The organism is Pantoea sp. C8B4 (assembly GCF_051336905.1).
Lineage (GTDB): Bacteria > Pseudomonadota > Gammaproteobacteria > Enterobacterales > Enterobacteriaceae > Pantoea > Pantoea rwandensis_B.
The window spans coordinates 237774-255295 of record NZ_JBGMNK010000006.1; the positions used below are offsets into that span (position 1 = coordinate 237774).

The following is a 17522-nucleotide window of genomic DNA, read 5'->3' on the forward strand; positions in this document are numbered from 1 at the left end:
TACATTTTTCTCGGGGCGAAATTAGCGGATAAAGATGAAAGGATGATCGTGGATAAAACCAGTTCCGGCCAGGGCATCACACGATGCATTTTGCCGATGCAATCGGTCGGCTGAGCACGATAACATCGCACTCACCCAAAGCGGGGGGACTTATCGCAGATAAAAAAAATGCCAACCCTATGGGCTGGCATTTCGTGACGCATAAAGCCTGATTACATCGCTTTCTTGGTCAGCTCGATTACACGCAGTTTCGCGATAGCTTTCGCCAGTTCCGCAGAGGCCTGAGCATAGTCCACGTCACCGTGGCTGCTGTTCATGTGCTCTTCTGCTTTACGTTTCGCTTCCAGCGCGCGCGCTTCGTCGAGGTCTTCACCGCGAATCGCGGTGTCGGCCAGAACGGTCGTGCTGCCCGGCTGTACTTCCAGCACGCCGCCAGAGAGGTAGATATACTCCTCTTCGCCGTGCTGCTTCACGATGCGAATCATACCAGGCTTGATGGCTGTCAGCAGCGGGGCGTGGCCAGGGTAAATACCCAGCTCACCTTCGCTACCTGACACCTGGATACGCTCAACCAGACCGGAGAACATTTGCTGCTCCGCGCTGACAACGTCCAGATGATAAGTCATAGCCATACTATTCCTCCTGGGAAACCGTTATTACAGTTTCTTCGCTTTTTCTACAGCTTCTTCGATAGCGCCGACCATGTAGAACGCCTGCTCTGGCAGGTGGTCGAATTCGCCTTCCATGATGCCTTTGAAGCCACGAATAGTGTCTTTCAGGGTCACGTACTTACCTGGAGAACCGGTGAAGACTTCAGCAACGAAGAACGGCTGAGACAGGAAGCGCTGAATCTTACGCGCACGTGCCACCAACAGTTTGTCTTCTTCAGACAGCTCGTCCATACCGAGGATGGCGATGATGTCTTTCAGTTCCTGGTAACGCTGCAGCAGAGACTGCACGCCACGCGCAACGTCGTAGTGCTCCTGACCCACGATCAGTGGATCCAGCTGACGGCTGGTAGAATCCAGCGGGTCAACGGCTGGGTAGATACCCAGAGAGGCGATCTGACGGCTCAGCGTAACGGTTGAGTCTAAGTGAGCAAAGGTGGTTGCTGGTGACGGGTCAGTCAAGTCATCCGCAGGAACGTAAACGGCCTGTACAGAGGTGATTGAACCGGTCTTAGTGGAGGTAATACGCTCCTGCAACACACCCATCTCTTCTGCCAGCGTTGGCTGGTAGCCTACCGCAGATGGCATACGACCCAGCAGTGCTGATACTTCAGTACCGGCCAGGGTGTAACGGTAGATGTTGTCGATGAACAGCAGAACGTCACGGCCTTCATCACGGAATTTCTCCGCCATGGTCAGACCGGTCAGTGCTACGCGCAGACGGTTACCCGGCGGCTCGTTCATCTGGCCATACACCAGCGCTACTTTATCGATAACGTTGGAGTCAGTCATTTCGTGGTAGAAGTCGTTACCCTCACGAGTACGCTCACCCACACCAGCAAATACCGAGTAACCTGAGTGCTCAGCCGCGATGTTACGGATCAGCTCCATCATGTTTACGGTTTTACCTACACCCGCACCACCGAACAGACCGACTTTACCGCCCTTAGCGAACGGACACATCAGGTCGATAACCTTGATGCCGGTTTCCAGCAGCTCTTGCGAGTTAGACTGATCTTCATAAGAAGGCGCAGCACGGTGAATAGAGGAAACCTCTACGGTGGTGCCGTCGTCATTCTGCAGGTCGCCTTTCATGTCGATTGGTTCGCCCAATACGTTCATGATACGGCCGAGGGTTGCTTTACCAACCGGTACCTGGATCGGTTTTTTCAGGTCGGTAACTTGCAGACCGCGCTTCAGGCCGTCAGAAGTACCCATGGCGATGGTACGAACCACGCCACCACCCAGCTGCTGCTGAACTTCCAGCACCAGACGAGCGTCACCATTTTGAACCTCAAGCGCGCTATATACCTGCGGTACCGCGTCCTGAGGGAATTCGACGTCAACTACGGCGCCGATAATCTGGACAATCTTTCCAGCTGCCATCTTGAATCCTCTACCTAATACGAGAATATCCGGCCGCGCTCGCGCGACAGGATATATGCCTGGTTAAACCGCGGAGGCTCCCGAGACGATCTCGGTAAGTTCCTGGGTGATGCTGGCCTGACGAGCTTTGTTGTAAACCAACTGCAGCTCTTTGATCAGGTTTCCGCCGTTATCGGTTGCAGCTTTCATTGCCACCATACGTGCAGCCTGCTCACTGGCCAGGTTTTCCACCACACCCTGATAAACCTGCGATTCGACATAACGGCGCAGCAGGGTATCCAGCAGCGCTTTCGGATCGGGTTCGTACAGGTAATCCCAGGTCTTCGCCTTCATCTCTTCTTCACCTTCCGCTGGCGGTAACGGCAGCAGTTGGGTAATGGTCGGAGTCTGAGACATGGTGTTATTAAACTTGTTGCTGACGATATACAGCTTGTCGATGCGACCTTCATCATAGGCCTGCAACATCACTTTTACCGGGCCGATAAGATCAGACAGTGCAGGCTTGTCGCCCATACCAGTGACCTGTGCCACGATGTTGCCACCGACAGAGCCGAAGAATGAATTGCCTTTAGAACCAATAACGGCCAGATCGCTCTGTACACCTTTATCAGCCCAGCCCTTCATATCTGCCAGCAATTTTTTGAACAGGTTAATGTTCAAACCACCACAAAGCCCGCGGTCAGTCGAAACGACCAGGTAGCCGACGCGCTTAACGTCACGCTCATCCAGGTAAGGGTGCTTGTATTCCAGATTACCGAGAGCAAGGTGACCAATCACTTTGCGCATGGTATCTGCATACGGACGGCTGGCCGCCATGCGTTCCTGCGTTTTACGCATTTTGGAGGCGGCGACCATTTCCATCGCTTTGGTGATCTTCTGCGTATTTTTTACGCTTCCAATCTTGGTACGTATTTCTTTTGCACCGGCCATTAGCTTCTCCTCAAAGCCTTGCGGCCTGCCTTTTCAGACAAGCCGCCAGACATTACCAGGACTGGGTTGCTTTAAACGTTTCGAGGAGGCCTTTCAGCTTCGCTTCGATGTCGTTGTTAAAGTTGCCCGCTTGGTTGATTTCAGCCATCAGCTCAGCGTGGTCGCGATCCGCGAACGCCAGCAGGGCGGCTTCGAAGCTACCGATTTTCGCCAGTTCAACGTCGTTCAGGAAGCCGCGCTCAGCAGCAAACAGCACCAGACCCTGTTGCGCGACAGACATCGGCGCATACTGTTTCTGTTTCAGCAGCTCGGTCACTTTCTGACCGTGGCTCAGCTGTTTACGGGTTGCATCATCCAGATCAGATGCGAACTGAGAGAACGCAGCCAGTTCACGATACTGTGCCAGCGCGGTACGGATACCACCGGACAGTTTCTTGATGATCTTGGTCTGTGCAGCACCACCAACACGGGATACAGAGATACCCGGGTTAACGGCTGGACGAATACCAGAGTTGAACAGGTTTGATTCCAGGAAGATCTGACCATCAGTAATCGAGATTACGTTGGTCGGAACGAACGCAGAAACGTCACCCGCCTGAGTTTCGATGATTGGCAGCGCGGTCAGAGAACCGGTCTGGCCTTTCACTTCACCGTTGGTGAAGCGCTCAACGTAGTCAGCGCTAACGCGTGATGCACGCTCCAGCAGACGAGAGTGGAGATAGAACACGTCGCCAGGGAATGCTTCACGACCTGGTGGACGGCGCAGCAGCAGTGAAATCTGACGGTAAGCAACAGCCTGCTTAGACAGGTCATCGTATACGATCAGGGCATCTTCACCGCGGTCACGGAAGTACTCACCCATTGCGCAACCGGCGTATGGCGCCAGGTATTGCAGTGCAGCGGATTCAGAAGCAGAAGCCACAACGACGATGGTGTTAGCCAACGCGCCGTGTTCTTCCAGCTTACGTACCACGTTAGAAATGGTTGACGCTTTCTGGCCAATCGCAACGTAGACACACTTGATGCCTGAATCGCGCTGGTTGATGATGGCGTCGATTGCCATTGCGGTTTTACCGGTCTGACGGTCACCGATGATCAGCTCACGCTGGCCACGGCCGATTGGAATCATCGCATCGACAGATTTGTAACCGGTCTGAACAGGCTGGTCTACTGACTGACGGTCGATAACGCCCGGTGCAATCACTTCAACAGGCGAGAAGCCGTCGTTTTCGATTGCGCCTTTACCGTCGATCGGTGCACCCAGGGTGTTCACCACACGGCCCAGCAGGCCACGGCCAACTGGAACTTCAAGAATACGGCCAGTACATTTAACCTTCATGCCTTCGGCGAGGTCAGCGTACGGACCCATCACTACTGCACCAACCGAGTCACGCTCGAGGTTCAGTGCGATAGCGTAACGGTTGCCCGGCAGGGCAATCATCTCACCCTGCATCACATCGGCCAGGCCGTGTACGCGGATGATACCGTCACTTACAGAAACAATAGTACCTTCGTTGTGAGCTTCGCTCACCACATTGAACTGAGCAATGCGCTGCTTGATCAGTTCGCTGATTTCGGTGGAATTCAGTTGCATATGCTCCAGTCCCCTTAAGACTGCAAGACGTCTGCCAGACGATCAAGACGGCCGCGTACGCTACCATCAATGACCAGGTCACCCGCACGGATAACCACACCTGCCATTACAGACTTGTCAATTTTGCAATTCAGCTTAACTTTGCGTGACAGACGTTTTTCCATCGCGGCGCTGATTTTATTCAGCTGGCTGTCACTCAGGGTACTGGCAGAAATCACATCCACTTCGGCGGTCGCTTCATAAGCGTCGCGCAGTTGGATGTACTGTTCCAGTACCGCTGGAAGTGCTGTCAAACGTCCGTTTTCCGCCATTACCTTAATCAGGTTCTGAGCGGGTTCATCAAGTTGATCGCCACATACCGCGTTGAAAGAAGCAGACAAAGCTTCCGGCGCGAGCGCACCGGAAAGAAGATCTGCCATCTGTTCGTTGCGAGCCACTTCAGCGGCAAACGCCAGCATAGTCTGCCAGCGATCGATACTTTGATGCTCAACAGCAAAGTCAAAAGCTGCTTTGGCGTAGGGGCGAGCTACAGTAATCAGATCAGACATCAGCCCCTCCCTCCTTACAGTTCAGCGACCAGTTTATCAACGATGTCGCTGTTAGCAGCTTCATCCACGGAACGTTCGATGATTTTCTCGGCGCCAGCTAATGCCAGCAACGCGACTTGCTTACGCAGCTCTTCACGGGCACGTGAACGCTCGGCTTCGATTTCTGCCTGCGCTTGTGCCACGATGCGGTTACGTTCAGTCTCAGCTTCGGTTTTCGCTTCGTCCAGAATCTGTGCACGGCGTTTGTTCGCCTGCTCGATAATGACCTGAGCGTCTTCTTTCGCTTTTTTCAGCTGGTCGGTCGCATTGGCCTGCGCGAGATCTAAATCTTTCTTCGCGCGCTCAGCAGAAGCAAGGCCATCAGCAATTTCTTTCTGGCGCTTTTCGATGGCAGCCATGATCGGCGGCCATACGTACTTCATGCAGAACGCGACAAACAGAATGAACGCGATGGCCTGGCCGAGGATTGTTGCATTAATGTTCACAGCACAATGCCTCTTATTAAGTTAACTTGCTCTGCCGCTATCAGCGATAAACGGCAGAATCCGTTCCTCATCACACCGGGTGCCATGAGTGAACAAGGCTACCAGGTTTAGGCGACCGCAAACATCACGTAGAGACCCAGACCTACAGCGATCATTGGGATTGCATCCACCAGACCCATTACAACAAAGAACTGCGTACGCAGCAGAGGAATCAGATCCGGTTGACGCGCAGCGCCTTCCAGGAATTTGCCTCCGAGGATGCCGATACCGATCGCAGCACCGATTGCCGCCAGGCCCATCATCACAGCGGCAGCCATGTACAGCAGATCCATATTCAGGTTTTCCATGACAGTCTCCAGTTTGTTTCAGTTAAAAGCTTAGTGTTGAGATAAAAAAATCAATGTTCTTCAGATGCCATCGACAGATAGACAATCGTGAGGACCATGAAAATGAAAGCCTGCAGCGAAATGATCAGGATGTGGAAAATGGCCCATGGCACATTCAACAACCACTGCGACCACCACGGCAGCAAGCCGGCAATCAGGATAAAGATCAGTTCACCCGCATACATGTTGCCGAACAGTCGCAGACCGAGTGAAACCGGTTTAGACAGCAGGCTAACACCTTCAAGAATCAGGTTGATTGGGATGAAGATCGGGTGATTAAAAGGCTGCAGCGTCAGTTCTTTGGTGAAGCCGCCAATGCCTTTCATTTTGATGCTGTAGAACAGAATCAAAATAAAGACGCCCAACGCCATAGATAGCGTGATGTTCACATCTGCAGACGGCACAACGCGCAGCGCTGGCAGGCCAAGATAGTGCTCACCGATAAACGGCAGCAAATCGATAGGCAGCAGATCCATGAAGTTCATCAGGAAGACCCAGACAAAAATTGTCAGAGCCAGCGGGGCGATAAGTTTGCTTTTACCGTGGTACATGTCGCGAACGTTGTTATCAACGAAACCGACAACCAGTTCGATAGCCGCTTGAAGTTTCCCTGGCACACCGCTGGTGGCGCTTTTTGCCACTTTACGGAACAACACCAGGAAAAGCAGTCCCAGTACCACAGAGAAAAACATGGAATCGATATTTAATACCCAGAACGTCGCAGGAGCGTCGTGCGGATTCACCAACTCGAAAGTACGCAGGTCCAGCTGAAGGTTATTCAGGTGGTGACCTATGTATTCTTGCGGAGTAGAGATTTCTCCAGCAGCCATGATGCCTCTTACCCTTTGTTGTTAATTACAGCCGGCGCGACGATCTGCACCACCAGCACCGATAACCAAGTGATTGCGAGTGGCCAGAAGACCGCTCCAAACACACCTAACGCCACCATGAGAAGAATGACTGTCGTGAAGACCTTCAACACTTCACCGAGGGCGAAGCTCCAGGCCACACGACCTTTGGCAGGCGTTTGATCCTGCAGGCGCCAGGCTAAAAACATAAACAACACATTCGGCAGCCAGGCTGCCGCTCCACCCGCGATGGCGGAGGCGCCCCAGATAACATCTTTCAGAGTAAAGAGTGCACCGATGATGACAAACGTCACCAACTGGATCACCAGCACGGTCCGGGCTAATTTCACACTGTAAAGAGACACTGACATGGCGTTGAACTCTCCTGCCCCGAACGGGGTATGTCGCGTGTCGTATAAGACTGCCTTTACTCATTTGAGTCAAGCAGCAAAAGCCGTGCAAATTATACGGGCGCCACCTGCGATTTCAATCGGTAAGTAGCGAAAAGGTGAACAATTATTTAAATTTCTTTCTGGAGGGCTATTTTTCAAAACATCACCTTCCACTATGGCTCAGCTAAATCGCTGAAATTGCCTTGTTGGCTTGCTTTTAAAGCGTGCTTCAGATCACATTATAGGCAATAGGCTAGCGAATGAATTTGTTTTAAGCATGAATTTTAAGATTTCAAAAGTGATGAAAGCTGTTTTTTATCATCAGGATAGAATTATCCACCCGGCATCAACTCATGATTTTCGATAAAAACACTCTATTGACATCGTACATCGCAATAAAAACGTAAAACTGATATTACGCACGCCGATTTATTGCAGAGTTATATTTTCTGACGTGACTATTTGCGCAGGTAAATACAGCCAATAAAGTGATCTAAGTGATAATGAAATGTGAAATGTTCGTTAAATGTAACAGAGCTTTTCGGATAATTTCCGTGGCGCTTGTTAACCGTCTCACCCTGCCCTGCCGAATAAAAGCTTTTGACTAAAAGTGTTCAACTGCTGTTTTTTTATTCAGGACGTTTTCACTGACTAAAGGTGCGGCGGGTGTTAAATCCGCACCTTTTTTATGGCTATTGGCGAGACAGCACCACTAAATGACGTTCACCATCCAGTTCTGGCACATGCAGAGATTCAATCTTCTCCACCACAAAGCCCGCAGGCAAGGCTGAAATTTCATCATCCGGACGCACGCCCTTCAGTGCGTAGAAGCGGCCTGAGGTGCCCGGCAAATGATGGCACCAGTTCAGCATGTCTTCCAGCGAAGCAAAGGCACGGCTGATAACGCCATCAAACGGTGGCTCTGCAGGGAACTCTTCCACACGACTTTGTACCGGGGTGATGTTAGTGAGCCCTAACTCATGTTGTACCTGACGCAGGAAACGGATGCGTTTTCCCAGGCTATCCAGTAGCGTGAAATGCGCCTGTGGACGGACAATGGCTAACGGAATCCCTGGCAGACCCGGCCCGGTGCCCACATCAATAAAGCGCTCGCCTTGTAAATGTGGTTCGACGACCACGCTGTCGAGAATATGGCGCACCAGCATCTGCTGCGGATCGCGCACCGATGTCAGGTTGTACGCCTTGTTCCACTTATGCAGCAATTCTACATAGCCGACGAGCTGCTGTTTTTGTTGATCGGTAAGAGAAATATTTGCCGCATCGAGCAGCTGGGAGAGTTTGTTAATCACAAGGAACGTTCCATAAACGGGGGCGAGTGACCTCGCCCCAGGGTCGATCAGGCACTTTTACGCAGCAGGCCCTGTTTTTTCAGGTAAATCAGCAAAATGGAGATCGCTGCTGGTGTAATACCTGAAATACGCGAGGCCTGCCCAATGGAGGTAGGTTTGTGATCGTTGAGTTTGGCGATCACTTCATTCGACAAGCCATTAACCTGACGATAGTCGAGATCGCCAGGCAGCAAGGTGTTTTCGTTGCGTTGCTGGCGGTCAATTTCTTCCTGCTGGCGTGCAATGTACCCTTCATACTTCACCTGAATCTCAACCTGCTCTGCAGATTGCTCGTCAGATAATGCCGGGCCATAACTCGGTAACGTCATCAGCAGCTCGTAGGTCATTTCCGGGCGACGCAACAGATCTTCACCGCTGGCTTCTTTCGTCAGTGGCGCACTGATTACGCTATTCACTTCGCCCACATTGTCTGATTTCGGATGTACCCACAGATCGCGCAGACGCTGGCGCTCTTGCTCAATCAATTCCAGCTTCTGGTTATAACGCGCCCAACGAGCATCATCGACCAGACCCAACTCGCGGCCTTTTTCTGTCAGACGCAGATCGGCGTTGTCTTCACGCAGCATCAAACGATATTCCGCGCGCGAGGTAAACATGCGGTACGGCTCTTTGGTGCCGAGCGTGCAGAGATCGTCAACCAGCACACCGAGATAAGCCTGGTCGCGACGTGGCGCCCAGCCCTCTTTGTCTGCTGAGGCACGTGCAGCGTTCAAACCGGCCAGCAAGCCCTGCGCCGCAGCTTCTTCATAACCGGTGGTGCCGTTGATCTGTCCGGCAAAGAACAGGCCTTGGATAAATTTACTTTCCAGCGTCGGCTTCAGATCGCGCGGATCGAAGAAATCGTACTCGATGGCATAGCCTGGGCGCACAATCTTCGCGTTCTCCAGACCTTTCATTGAGCGGACGATCTGCATCTGCACATCAAATGGCAAGCTGGTGGAGATACCGTTCGGGTAGATCTCGTTGCTGGTGAGCCCTTCCGGTTCAAGGAAGATCTGATGCGCATTACGATCGGCAAAGCGCATCACTTTGTCTTCGATCGATGGGCAGTAACGTGGTCCGATCCCTTCGATGATCCCGGCATACATCGGGCTGCGATCAAGGTTATTGCGGATCACATCGTGCGTTTGTTCGTTGGTATGGGTGATCCAGCACGGCACTTGTTGCGGGTGCTGTGAAACATTGCCCATGAACGAGAACACTGGCATTAGCGTATCGCCATGCTGCGGTGTCAGCACCGAAAAATCGATGGTGCGTGCGTCAATACGCGGCGGCGTACCGGTTTTCAGACGATTTACGCGCAGCGGCAAAGCACGCAGGCGCTTCGCCAGTGGAATAGATGGCGGATCGCCTGCACGGCCACCGCTGTAGTTATCCAGACCAATATGGATTTTGCCATCGAGGAATGTCCCAACCGTCAGCACCACACTTTTGGCACGGAATTTCAGGCCCATCTGCGTGACAGCACCGACGACGCGATCGTTCTCCACAATCAGATCGTCAACGGCCTGCTGGAAGATCATCAGGTTCGGCTGGTTCTCCAACGCCATACGCACGGCCTGGCGATAGAGCACGCGGTCTGCCTGAGCGCGGGTTGCCCGTACGGCAGGACCTTTGCTCGCGTTTAGTATCCTAAACTGAATGCCGGCCTGATCAATTGCCGTCGCCATCAAACCGCCTAAGGCATCCACTTCCTTCACCAGGTGTCCTTTCCCAATGCCACCAATCGCCGGGTTGCAGGACATTTGTCCAAGCGTATCAATGTTATGGGTGAGTAACAGCGTTTGCTGACCCATTCGGGCAGCGGCCATCGCGGCTTCTGTGCCCGCATGACCACCACCGATTACGATGACGTCAAAAGGATCTGGATAAAACATGAAGTGGGTCCTCGTTAATGTTCGGACAGGGATCGTTGCCCTGGGCGGTGGATTCTACTGAAATTCTGTCGACTGCGAAAGCCGCGGGATCCTGCGGTTTAAAAGAAAGGATCTTTATTCTTTTATATGATCTCTCTGTTAGATCTCTTATTAGGATCGCCCTGGTCTGTTGATAACCCGGAAAAGCAAAGTATTAACAGAGGATTAGAGAGGATCGTTTGCTGTGAATGATCGGTGTTCCTGATCCGTATAAGCTGGGATCTAAATGGCCACTTATGCACAGCTGAAAAAAGCAGCATGGGTTGTTATTGGGATAACTACCGGTTATACGCAAGATTATGGCTATGTTATCCACAGATAGCGGCGTAAAAAAAACAATAAAACAGCGAAATAAACTGGGGATCGTTCACTTTTCCCGATCCCCCACCATGCTGGATCGTCTTAAATCTGCGTTTTCCAGGTCTCAACCCACACTTCAGCCGGATCTTCAGGAATCTCATGTTCGAGAACATCGATCTCCAGGCGATCGCCAATACGTTTGGCGCCTAATTGGTTGAGTTGCTCTTCCAGCAGCTTAATGGCCCCGCAGAAAAGGTCGTATTCATGGTTACCGATACCCACTGCGCCATAACGTACGGCAGAAAGGTCCGGCTGCGTCTCCTGCAAGGCTTCATATAAAGGAAGCAGATTGTCTGGCAGTTCGCCCGCACCGTGCGTGGACGTCACAATCAGCCAGATCCCATTCTGAGGCAGTTCATCCAGCTCTGGCCCGTGCAGCACCTCGGTTGAAAAGCCCGCTTCCTGCAGTTTTGCTTCCAGATGTTCAGCGACATATTCGGCGCTGCCAAGGGTACTGCCACTGATTAAGGTAATATCGGCCATGATGTTCTCCCGCACTAAAGGCGAGCATTGTACGCTGTGATCAAGCCGTGATCCACCTGTGGAAAACAGGGTTAATAACAGAAAGCATCAGGCGACAAGGCGCATCACGCAAGTGATCCGCCAGGGAAAAGGTTGTGCACAGGAAAGAGAGGGAATTACGGCTTGATGGTACGCATGATCGGGTTTTGCAACGAGATCAGGGTTTCGGTGGACTGGATTTCGTCTATGGTCTGGATCTTATTGATCAACACCTGCTGCAGTGCATCGATGGATCGGCACATCACCTTAATAAAGATGCTGTAGTGGCCGGTGGTGTACCAGGCTTCTACCACTTCATCCAACGCCTCCAGCTTGCTGAGTGCTGCGGGATAATCGCGGGCGCTTTTCAGAATGATGCCGATAAAACAGCACACATCAAAACCCAACTGACGAGGATCGATTTCTACGCGAGTGCCCAGGATAATGCCTGCCTGGCGCATTTTTTCTACGCGTACGTGAATGGTGCCGGGGCTGACATTGAACTGTTTGGCCAGCTCGGCATATGCGGTGCGCGCGTTTTCCAGCAGCGCATTGAGAATGCCGCGATCAAGGTTATCCAGTTGCAGTTGTTCTGCCATCATCCATCCTCTTTAAGTTCTTCTTCTATGAACAGTGGAGAATGTGCAGCAAATTAGCAGTACAGGCAAGGTGCAGACCGCGTGGTAGCCGCAGTCTGCACGCTTTTTTTATCGCTTACGCCAGATTGTGAGCTGCGCTTCGGTATGTTGATACTTGCGCGCCGTCTCGCGGATCACAAACGGTACATCCTGCGGCGGCACCACTTCTTCAAAGGCATCACGCAGCAAACGCTGCAATGCCTGATAGGTCGTCAAAGCTTCACCGTTCTCACGCACGCCGCCCAGCCAGTTCTCCTTCGGCGTGAATTCCTCCAGCCAGGTATAAGGCGATGAAAGCACCAAAAGCCCGCCAGAGCGGATCATTGGGATGACGTCCTGCAGGAAACGTTTTGGCTGACGCAGACGATCGATCAGGTTTGAAGCCAACACCAGATCGTAACGATCCGGCTGCGGTTTAAGATTACAGGCGTCGCCCTGCACAAACTGAATGCGCGCCGCTTGCTCGTCACTAATATTGACGTCCTTCAGGCGCACCTGGCGATATTCCACCAGCTCGCCCTCTTCCGGCACCACATAGCGGAAGTCCTCTCCGGATGTCAGCTGCAGCGCTACATCAATAAAGCGCGCGGAATAGTCCATGCCTGTGACCGTCGCGAAATGGCGTGCCAGTTCAAAACTGGCACGGCCGGTAGCGCAGCCGAGATCCAGTGCCACACCACGTTGTTTGCAGTGCGGCAGCAGTTTTTCCACCAGCGCCACGGCGTAATTCGGCACGTTGTAGTAGCCCGGTCCGTACTGGAAATCGAGATACTGCGACACCATGCTGTCCGTTTCATACGGATTGAGTGCCATGGTCTCTTCATGTGAGGAGACCACATAGCGGAAACCGGCGTGCTGGAAGAAATGACGGCGGAAGGCATAACGAGCCGATTTCAACGCCTCGTTGCCAGTGGAAATCCAGCTGCCGCCTTTGATCAGCGCGTGTTTACCATCAAAGGTCGGCGTCGAGAAATCGTCATACAGCGGATGGACCTTGAAACCCTCGAAGCCGTTGGTCGGCGTCGTGGTCCACTGCCAGACGTTGCCAACAATGTCGAAAAACTCGCCCTGCGCAAAGCGATCCACCGGACTGGATGAAGCCCAATAGGCCAGATTGATATTGCCGGGCGCGTCGATCCAGTCGGGCTGATCGCCGCTCACCTGCTCGCGTAACTGCATCCATTCGGCTTCACAAGGGAGTTGAATAGATTTGCCCGTCTCTTCCGCCAGCCAGCGACAAAACGCGGCGGCTTCAAGCTGATTCACTTCCGCTGGCCAGTCCCACGGCAGAGCGACTTCTTCAGCCATTAAGCGCAGTTTCAGCTGATCGGGTTGCGTAATCTCGCCGACCCAGAAGGTGGGCATTTGCGCGCCAGAAAATTCACGCCAGCCCCAGCCTTCCTCATCCCACCAGCGTTGATCCTGATAGCCGTTAGCAGCGATAAAGCGATAAAACTCAGCGTTGCTGACCAGCATTTTACTGGCCTTAAACGGTTTAAGCTCGGTTAGCTGACTGCCGTATTCGTTATCCCAGCCGTAGGTGTCATCTGTTTTGCCTTGCTGCACGCGACCGCCAGGCATCGCAATCAGCGAGTTATCCGGAACCGATGCGCGATCGTGGCGCGCCTGCGGACAAACCGGCCAATGCGCTTGCGGTTTTACCCATTCGATCGGTAGCTGGCGGATCAGCACGCTGGAGGTTTCCAGATGGATACGCTCATGTTCAATGCCCATCAATACCACCCACGCCGGGCTTTCCCAGGTGATCGGCAGTTCCAGTGGCATAGTACGGATAAACTCACTGACCAGATTTTTGACTTTGCCGCGGTAGTCGCGCACCTCTTCGACAGTCGGCCAGGCGTAATGGCTGTCGTTGAGATCGTCCCAGCTCATCTCATCCACGCCGATTGCCATCATCGCTTCGATACGATCGTCCACGCGATCATCCAGATAGCGACCCGCCATCAGCTTATTCATGTAGAACGTAGCGGTGTGGCCAAAGTAGAAGATCAGCGGATGGCGCAACGAGATCGCTTTGTTGAAATACGCGCGTTCGTCGGCAAGGCAATCAAACAGGCTTTCGTACAGTTCCCAGGTTTGGGTGAAATAGGCCAGCAGCTCGCTCCGTTTTTGTTCGGCGTTTTGGCCGGAGAGCTGCAAAGTGCGGGTCGGTGCAGGAAGTTGGGCGGTGTTCACAAGATGCTCCAGATGCTCAGTGTGCGAACTATTCACTATAGCAAATAAGCATTTCTGTCAGATGAATTAGCGTTTCCAGCGGCGCAGCAGGCGGCTTTTCAGGCCGGTGTCGAATCGCCAGATATGATCGAAGATACGCAAAATGCCAGGTTTGCCGTGGAGCGACATCGCCACCGCGTGGAAACGTTGTTGATGCTGGCGTTGACGTTGCTTGATGGCATTGATGGTGTCATCCGGCAACCGCTGTGCGATGAAGTCCGAGACGATCACCGCATCGGCCTCATCCCAGATACTCCCTTCCATACGTTTAACCACCGCAGCAAGACAAGCAGCCAGATCGGTGCCGCCGCGAAAACGCTGGCTAAGGAAACGGATAGCCTGTTCGATACCGCTATCGGCAGTCAGTTCGTAACCAATCACTTCGTGGGCGAACAACATGATGTAGCAACGACGTTTATCGGCTAATGCCACCTTTAACAGCGCAAGGCAGAAGGCTTTGGCGCAGCGTTCGTTGAATCCTCCCATTGAACCCGAAGTATCGACGCAGACGATAAATGGCCCGCGCGGTTGCTCTTCATGCTGCTGATGGCTCACCGGGCGCAGTGTGACTTTCTCGTGCCACGCATCGCCTTGTAACTGGTAAGTCAGCAGGCGCTTTTCCACCAGACGGCGATAAAACTCCAGCTCCAGCTCACTGATGCTCAACGCCGCCAGCTCCGGCGGCAACAGACGCAGTACGTCATCGCTCTGATGAATGCCGCTGACCTCTTCCGGCACATGATCAGGCTCGCGCACCAGCTGGTGGAATGCTTCCAGCGGTGCATCCTGCGACGGCACCGATTTGGCTTCGCGGCTGCGGCCCAACTGCTGCGCCAGTTTCATTAATTCCGGCTGCTGTGCGAGGAAATCGCCATATTGCACAATCAGCTCATAATCACCGTGCTGAAGTGACGCTTTGCTCATATCCCACAAACGTCCGGCTGCGGCTTCATCATCGTCGGTAAGGATTGGCGCCAGCTGGCCACTGATTGCCATCCGTTGCTGCAACTCGGCCATCAGACGTTCGCGCTGCTCCTCAAGAAGGGTTTCGTTGAGCGTGAGCGTTTGCAGCGTCAGGCTGAGTCGCCAGCGTTGCAAAAACAGTGTGTGCTGGGCATTGCTCAGTTGTTCTGTTTCGTTGTGCAGCAGCAGTTTGCTGGCTTCTTCGAGAAATGGCGACGGCAGGCCATTTAGCTGCGACATGATGTGGGGAAGCTGGTGGCTGAAATCCTGCGTGCTGATCAATTGCATTTGCTGAAACAGCTGAAACTCCTGCGCCAGCGCTTCCGGCACCGGCGTGGTTTTCATCTGTTCAGCGATCTCGGTACGCCAGCGAGGTAAATCGCGCATTAACGCTTGTTTCATGCGCGGAAACTTTTCAAAAAACAGCGCCAGCTGTGGCGACGCGAGCAGGGCCAGAATCAACTCTTCGATTAACTCCGTTTCGCCAATCGATAGCAGCGTGCTCAGCGTCTCCAGTGAGATCATTTACGCGCCTGTTTCAGCTGTTCCGCCACGTCCTGCAGGCTGGTTTCAATACGTGCCAGCCAGTCATCGCTAATAAACAGGCAGCGCTGATGCTGGCTGAACAGCGTGCGCTGCGCGCGCAGCTGGGTATCCAGCGCATCATACTCATCCAGAATTTCCTGCGGCATGTCGCTGCTGCTACTGGCTCCGGGAAGGGTTAAGCGCGTGGATTGCAGGCTGACATCGCGCAGCGTCAGGCAATGATGCGCGTCCACCAGCAGATCGAGCGTCTGGCCAAAACCGATACCGTTCAACTTTCCGCGGATTTCACCGCCTTTCAGCAACCACTGATTAAGCGCCTCATGGCCAATCAGAACATGCGTCACCTGCATATCGTGCAACGTCAGCGGCTGTTGCAGCATCAAAGTTAGTTGCTCGTCGGTGATGGCAGCAGGCAGTTCGTAATGCGGTTTGCGGCTAAACATGCCGCTGTGTTTTTCCAAAGTCAGCGCTTGCGCCACGCTCTGCTGCTGTTGCAGTGCCAGACGACGGGCTTTGATTTGCTGCAGCTTATGCAGCAGTGGCTGCTGCTGCCAGGCGTGTTGCGTCATCAGCACATCGATTTCACGATCTAACATCTTCATCGAGGCGACGTCGTGCCACAGGCAATCTTTCAACAAGATGATATCAATGGGCGCAATGGTCACGCGACCGCTGTAAAAGGCGCTGGCTTGCAGCAGGTGTATGGCTTTTTTCCAGCGACGATCGGAGATGTAAGGCGCGTCAGGCAGCGTTTCCAGCTGCTGGCGCAGCTGATAAATCAGCTCAAACACATGATCGGGCAAACTCACCTGGCTGATGCCTTTCTGCCACTGGTGATACTCTTCATCACTGATGCGTAGCGCTTCCGTCACCGGATTATCGTTTTCATCTTGCTGGTGGGTGAGCATGCTGCGGAAGTTCTGCTTCTCATGCACGTTATCCAGCCATAGGCGAATCAACATGCGATCATACAAGGCTTCCAGCCCGCTATCGGCTTCTGGCAATTCGTTGGAAGCGGTCACCAGCAGGCGCATCGGAATCTTTTCTTCGCTGTCGCCATTGCGAAAGCGGCGTTCGTTGATGGCGGTGAGTAAGGTGTTCAAAATCGCCGGGCCGGCTTTCCAGATTTCATCAAGGAAGACGATTTCGGCATCAGGCAGATAGCCTTTGGTTAATCGCTGATAACGACCTTCATCTTTTAACGCCTGAATCGACAGCGGGCCAAACACTTCTTCAGGGGTGGAAAAACGGGTCATCAGGTATTCAAAGGCGCGGGCGTGTTGGAAGGCGTATTTCAGGCGGCGGGCAATCAAGCTCTTGGCAATGCCGGGCGGCCCCAGCAAAAATACGCTCTCGCCACTCAGTGCAGCTAATAAGCACAGGCGGATCGCATGATGCCGTTCATACAGCCCTTTCTCCAGGGCGTTACTCAGGCGAGAAATTCTTTCTGCCAAAAGATGGGGTTGAGCCATAATCACATCATTGTCCTTCTGATCCTGGAGCCGTCATATTCTGGCGAGCGCAATACTCTACTGGTTATCATGCTTGATTGCGTTGATAGCCGTCAGCTTTTTTGTTTCAGAAGGTTGAGGCGAGAGAACTCGCTGCTTCAGGCGGTTTTTGGCGCCTAATTTCGGCGAAAAACCGCCTCGCTGACGTCATGATGACATGTTGTAAGAGTAGGTTTTTTTGGGAATATGTGCATACTGTGCGCTTTTTGATGGCCTGAGCGGTAGGCAAGTGCCTCATCGACTCC

Annotated in this window: 16 protein-coding genes; all 16 read right to left on the minus strand. The window is 53.0% G+C overall.

The features are described 5' to 3' along the window. Positions 1–212 precede the first annotated feature (212 nt). The 16 genes from ACCW76_RS10400 to ravA all read right to left on the minus strand — a co-directional run bounded on the left by ACCW76_RS10400 (position 213) and on the right by ravA (position 17238). Entirely contained in the window at positions 213–632 is a 420-nt protein-coding gene (locus tag ACCW76_RS10400) for a F0F1 ATP synthase subunit epsilon (RefSeq protein ID WP_034830038.1), read from the minus strand. 24 nt (positions 633–656) lie between these two features. Then, positions 657–2054 (minus strand): F0F1 ATP synthase subunit beta, encoded by a 1398-nt coding sequence (gene atpD, locus ACCW76_RS10405; RefSeq protein ID WP_034830039.1) that lies wholly within the window; start codon positions 2052–2054, stop codon positions 657–659. A 63-nt stretch (positions 2055–2117) separates the two neighbouring features. Then, on the minus strand, positions 2118–2984 hold the full coding sequence (atpG, locus tag ACCW76_RS10410) for a F0F1 ATP synthase subunit gamma (RefSeq protein WP_034830040.1): 867 nt from the start codon (positions 2982–2984) through the stop codon (positions 2118–2120). A gap of 52 nt (positions 2985–3036) precedes the next feature. Beyond that, positions 3037–4578, minus strand: coding sequence for a F0F1 ATP synthase subunit alpha (atpA, locus tag ACCW76_RS10415; protein WP_436338484.1), 1542 nt, complete (start codon positions 4576–4578; stop codon positions 3037–3039). Positions 4579–4592: 14 nt separating this feature from the next. Further along, entirely contained in the window at positions 4593–5126 is a 534-nt protein-coding gene (gene atpH, locus ACCW76_RS10420; RefSeq protein WP_436338485.1) for a F0F1 ATP synthase subunit delta, read from the minus strand. A 14-nt stretch (positions 5127–5140) separates the two neighbouring features. Next, positions 5141–5611 (minus strand): F0F1 ATP synthase subunit B, encoded by a 471-nt coding sequence (gene atpF / locus ACCW76_RS10425; RefSeq protein ID WP_034830044.1) that lies wholly within the window; start codon positions 5609–5611, stop codon positions 5141–5143. A gap of 107 nt (positions 5612–5718) precedes the next feature. After that, positions 5719–5958, minus strand: a complete 240-nt coding sequence (atpE, locus tag ACCW76_RS10430) for a F0F1 ATP synthase subunit C (protein WP_003849523.1) — start codon at positions 5956–5958, stop codon at positions 5719–5721. Between the two features lie 50 nt (positions 5959–6008). Next, the gene (atpB, locus tag ACCW76_RS10435) at positions 6009–6827 is read right to left on the minus strand and encodes a F0F1 ATP synthase subunit A (protein ID WP_038643975.1); all 819 of its coding nucleotides are present in this window, start codon (positions 6825–6827) and stop codon (positions 6009–6011) included. Positions 6828–6835: 8 nt separating this feature from the next. Then, positions 6836–7216, minus strand: coding sequence for a F0F1 ATP synthase subunit I (atpI, locus tag ACCW76_RS10440; RefSeq protein ID WP_034830047.1), 381 nt, complete (start codon positions 7214–7216; stop codon positions 6836–6838). 713 nt (positions 7217–7929) lie between these two features. Beyond that, positions 7930–8547, minus strand: coding sequence for a 16S rRNA (guanine(527)-N(7))-methyltransferase RsmG (gene rsmG / locus ACCW76_RS10445; RefSeq protein WP_038643976.1), 618 nt, complete (start codon positions 8545–8547; stop codon positions 7930–7932). Positions 8548–8594: 47 nt separating this feature from the next. Then, positions 8595–10484: a tRNA uridine-5-carboxymethylaminomethyl(34) synthesis enzyme MnmG gene (gene mnmG, locus ACCW76_RS10450; protein WP_436338486.1), complete on the minus strand. Its 1890-nt coding sequence runs from the start codon at positions 10482–10484 to the stop codon at positions 8595–8597. Between the two features lie 441 nt (positions 10485–10925). After that, the gene (gene mioC, locus ACCW76_RS10455) at positions 10926–11366 is read right to left on the minus strand and encodes an FMN-binding protein MioC (RefSeq protein ID WP_045833457.1); all 441 of its coding nucleotides are present in this window, start codon (positions 11364–11366) and stop codon (positions 10926–10928) included. Between the two features lie 155 nt (positions 11367–11521). Continuing rightward, entirely contained in the window at positions 11522–11983 is a 462-nt protein-coding gene (gene asnC, locus ACCW76_RS10460) for a transcriptional regulator AsnC (RefSeq protein WP_034830053.1), read from the minus strand. A 108-nt stretch (positions 11984–12091) separates the two neighbouring features. Next, positions 12092–14218, minus strand: a complete 2127-nt coding sequence (gene ovoA / locus ACCW76_RS10465; protein WP_436338487.1) for a 5-histidylcysteine sulfoxide synthase — start codon at positions 14216–14218, stop codon at positions 12092–12094. Between the two features lie 66 nt (positions 14219–14284). Then, entirely contained in the window at positions 14285–15745 is a 1461-nt protein-coding gene (viaA, locus tag ACCW76_RS10470; protein WP_436338488.1) for an ATPase RavA stimulator ViaA, read from the minus strand. Then, positions 15742–17238 carry an ATPase RavA gene (ravA, locus tag ACCW76_RS10475; RefSeq protein WP_436338489.1) on the minus strand — a complete coding sequence of 499 codons (1497 nt, stop codon included), beginning with the start codon at positions 17236–17238 and terminating at the stop codon, positions 15742–15744. The genes viaA and ravA overlap by 4 nt, the downstream gene beginning before the upstream one ends. Between the last annotated feature and the right edge of the window lie 284 nt (positions 17239–17522).

Excerpts from the sequence above, each read along its gene's own strand:
- atpD (WP_034830039.1), bottom strand. The coding sequence starts at position 2,054 with ATGGCAGCTGGAAAGATTGTCCAGATTATCGGCGCCGTAGTTGACGTC.
- atpB (WP_038643975.1), bottom strand. The coding sequence starts at position 6,827 with ATGGCTGCTGGAGAAATCTCTACTCCGCAAGAATACATAGGTCACCAC.
- atpA (WP_436338484.1), bottom strand. The coding sequence starts at position 4,578 with ATGCAACTGAATTCCACCGAAATCAGCGAACTGATCAAGCAGCGCATT.
- atpE (WP_003849523.1), bottom strand. The coding sequence starts at position 5,958 with ATGGAAAACCTGAATATGGATCTGCTGTACATGGCTGCCGCTGTGATG.
- atpH (WP_436338485.1), bottom strand. The coding sequence starts at position 5,126 with ATGTCTGATCTGATTACTGTAGCTCGCCCCTACGCCAAAGCAGCTTTT.
- atpI (WP_034830047.1), bottom strand. The coding sequence starts at position 7,216 with ATGTCAGTGTCTCTTTACAGTGTGAAATTAGCCCGGACCGTGCTGGTG.
- atpG (WP_034830040.1), bottom strand. The coding sequence starts at position 2,984 with ATGGCCGGTGCAAAAGAAATACGTACCAAGATTGGAAGCGTAAAAAAT.
- mioC (WP_045833457.1), bottom strand. The coding sequence starts at position 11,366 with ATGGCCGATATTACCTTAATCAGTGGCAGTACCCTTGGCAGCGCCGAA.
- ACCW76_RS10400 (WP_034830038.1), bottom strand. The coding sequence starts at position 632 with ATGGCTATGACTTATCATCTGGACGTTGTCAGCGCGGAGCAGCAAATG.
- mnmG (WP_436338486.1), bottom strand. The coding sequence starts at position 10,484 with ATGTTTTATCCAGATCCTTTTGACGTCATCGTAATCGGTGGTGGTCAT.
- viaA (WP_436338488.1), bottom strand. The coding sequence starts at position 15,745 with ATGATCTCACTGGAGACGCTGAGCACGCTGCTATCGATTGGCGAAACG.
- ravA (WP_436338489.1), bottom strand. The coding sequence starts at position 17,238 with ATGGCTCAACCCCATCTTTTGGCAGAAAGAATTTCTCGCCTGAGTAAC.
- asnC (WP_034830053.1), bottom strand. The coding sequence starts at position 11,983 with ATGGCAGAACAACTGCAACTGGATAACCTTGATCGCGGCATTCTCAAT.